3 protein-coding genes and 1 pseudogene are annotated in these 2,308 nt (G+C 56.1%); all 4 read right to left on the bottom strand.

The window, feature by feature from the left end:
* A pseudogene (locus QRY16_RS21765) lies at positions 1-322 on the bottom strand (hypothetical protein); the annotation flags it as partial.
* Positions 323-350: 28 nt separating this feature from the next.
* On the bottom strand, positions 351-1,073 hold the full coding sequence (locus tag QRY16_RS21770) for a transglycosylase SLT domain-containing protein (protein WP_289778032.1): 723 nt from the start codon (positions 1,071-1,073) through the stop codon (positions 351-353).
* A gap of 2 nt (positions 1,074-1,075) precedes the next feature.
* Entirely contained in the window at positions 1,076-1,426 is a 351-nt protein-coding gene (locus QRY16_RS21775) for a putative holin (protein ID WP_016191696.1), read from the bottom strand.
* Positions 1,427-1,780: 354 nt separating this feature from the next.
* Complete coding sequence (locus QRY16_RS21780) at positions 1,781-2,170, bottom strand: DUF2441 domain-containing protein (protein WP_289778033.1); 390 nt, start codon at positions 2,168-2,170, stop codon at positions 1,781-1,783.
* Positions 2,171-2,308: the final 138 nt, after the last annotated feature.

Raw genomic sequence — 2,308 nt, forward strand, 5'->3', positions numbered from 1 at the left:
TACCTTTTTCATCAATCCAGCGCTGTGTGACATCGTTAATTTGCCCCTGTAGTTGTTTGTTCTGGCTCTCCAGTTGAGCAATCTGCTCAAGGTAACTGGCTTCAGCCTGCTGCCCGGCGGCTACCTGCTCCTGATACCGTTTTGCCCAGGCCCGCAACGCAGCGTTCTCAAGCGTTGCCTGCTCCGTTTTGTACGTGTCGAACGCTGACTGCAGCGTGCTGAGCGCCGCATCCCCATCGCGTTTGGCATCATTGTGACCACCTCGATAACCCCAGTGGTACAGGCCATATAGCGCCCCGACTAAGGCAAGCGCGATTAACATGCTGCGCCATGGCAGTTTTTTTAGCAGGCTAGTCCACACAGCTGCCGCCTCCCCAGGTGAGATAACGGGGGGCCAGCTCCCGAAGGATACGCTGCGGATAATGACGGTTCTCCCGCCAGTTGGCAGCGCTGCGCCCGGCATTCACCGTGGCGACATGACCAAACCAGCGGGTGCTGTTCAGCCCCTGCTGCGAGGCCAGCCGCTTGTCCCGCTGTACCCAGCCCAGACCGCCGTTATAGCCCGACAACGTCATGGCCATACGCTCACAGTTGTTGGCGGCACTGACGCGCTGCCACAGCCAGCGGTCATAGCTGACCAGCGCCCGGATGGCCCATGCCGGATTAAACGGCTCGCGACTGTTAAGCCCCGGCATTAACTGGCTTATCCAGTCAGCGGTGGCGGGCATAAACTGGGCCAGCCCCTGAGCGCCAACCGGCGAGACCGCATCAGGTCGCCAGCCGCTTTCCTGATGCAGTTGCGCGGCGAAGTCGGCCACCGGCGCAGACAGACCCCATTCAAGCCGGGCATTACGGATCACATCGTCGCGATACTGCAGCGCGGCCTGCGGTGGCTGGGCTGCGTTGGCCTGACTGAAGAAGCCGCCACACCAGAGCAGCCAGGCAATAACCAGGTTGCCAGCGAGCTGCCACCAGAAGCTGTATTTATCGTTGCGTGGTTCGCCATGCTTGATGGCGGTTACGCCCAGACCAAAGGCAAGCAGGATGATGAGGGTGATTTGAGGCCAGTTCATGGTCACAGCCCCGTCGCCACGGCCAGACAGACTGCGGCAACAATCAGCGCACGGCGGATTAGCGCAGCGGAAAAGACCAGGTGAAGGCCAGTCTGGACGGGGAAGCGACCATCAGCCATCAGCCTGTCATCATGCTTCAGGTACTGACCGGGACGGGCTTTGGGGAAAAGCGAACGGTCAAGCCAGTAGCCCAATACTGCCGCCAGCGTAATGAGTGACAGCTTGTAGACAACCACCGGCAGTTGCTGGGGCGATACAAGACCGATGGTGCCGAGCAGCAGCACTGAGGTCAACAGCCAGCCGCTGAGACGTGGCTTTTTAACAGGGGGAATGAATTTTTTCAGGTTTTTCATGGGTGTCTCCTTGTTGTGTGGGAGACAGCATCACAAATGTGGCGGGATACGGATTTTAAAGCGCGTTATAAGTGTTCGCAGAGGGAAGCGGCCAGAATGGTGGCACACAAAACGCAGGAGAGGCAAGCACGATGAATAAGACAGCAGCGCCCGAACGTAAATCCGGCTATCTATTTGGGATCAGGATGGGGGAGAAAAACAAGATCTATACACTGAGCGTGGATGCCAGTTGCTCATCGGAAGCCATCTCGGAGTTAAAAGCCGCGCTGACGGCTATAGAAGAAGGCCGAAGCCAATTCGCTAGCGGCGATAATAACATCATGATGATCGGCAATGTGGCAGCAACATTGCGCACTAAGCCGGTGACAACTCCATCGGTTCCAGCACACGATGACCAAACACGACAGGTAGCGGAATCAGCAGTTCCCAGAACGGTTTTTCCTCTTCCTTACCTTTCTTAACGGGGGCTGGCTCCCCAGACCAGTAAAGGTGTGCCCGGTGATAAAGCTCCAGCACCGGGCAATTACCATTAAGCAGATTCATATCACCACGGAGAACTGGCTCCCAGCTAAGAACCTCATATATTGGTGCTGTTAGTATGTTCTCATCACCACGCTCTTCGGCCAATAGCGCTCTGAACTGCTTCACTTCATTCAACTGCTCACAGGCAAACAGAGACTGGTAGCGGGACGGTTTCTCAGGAAAGTGGCTGCGCCGAACCAGTTCGAATACTAGCCCAATCAATAGAGCTTTACCTTCGTGTCGCTACCGATGTAAAACTGGCCCACCTGCCGATGTAAATCTGACCCACCTAGGGTAAAAATGGCAGTTTTAAGGCACTGCCAATGATGACATTGGAGACCAGAGTGGAGATTAGTGTTT

The sequence above is a fragment of the Mixta mediterraneensis genome, assembly GCF_030283135.1.
Classification (GTDB): domain Bacteria; phylum Pseudomonadota; class Gammaproteobacteria; order Enterobacterales; family Enterobacteriaceae; genus Pantoea; species Pantoea mediterraneensis.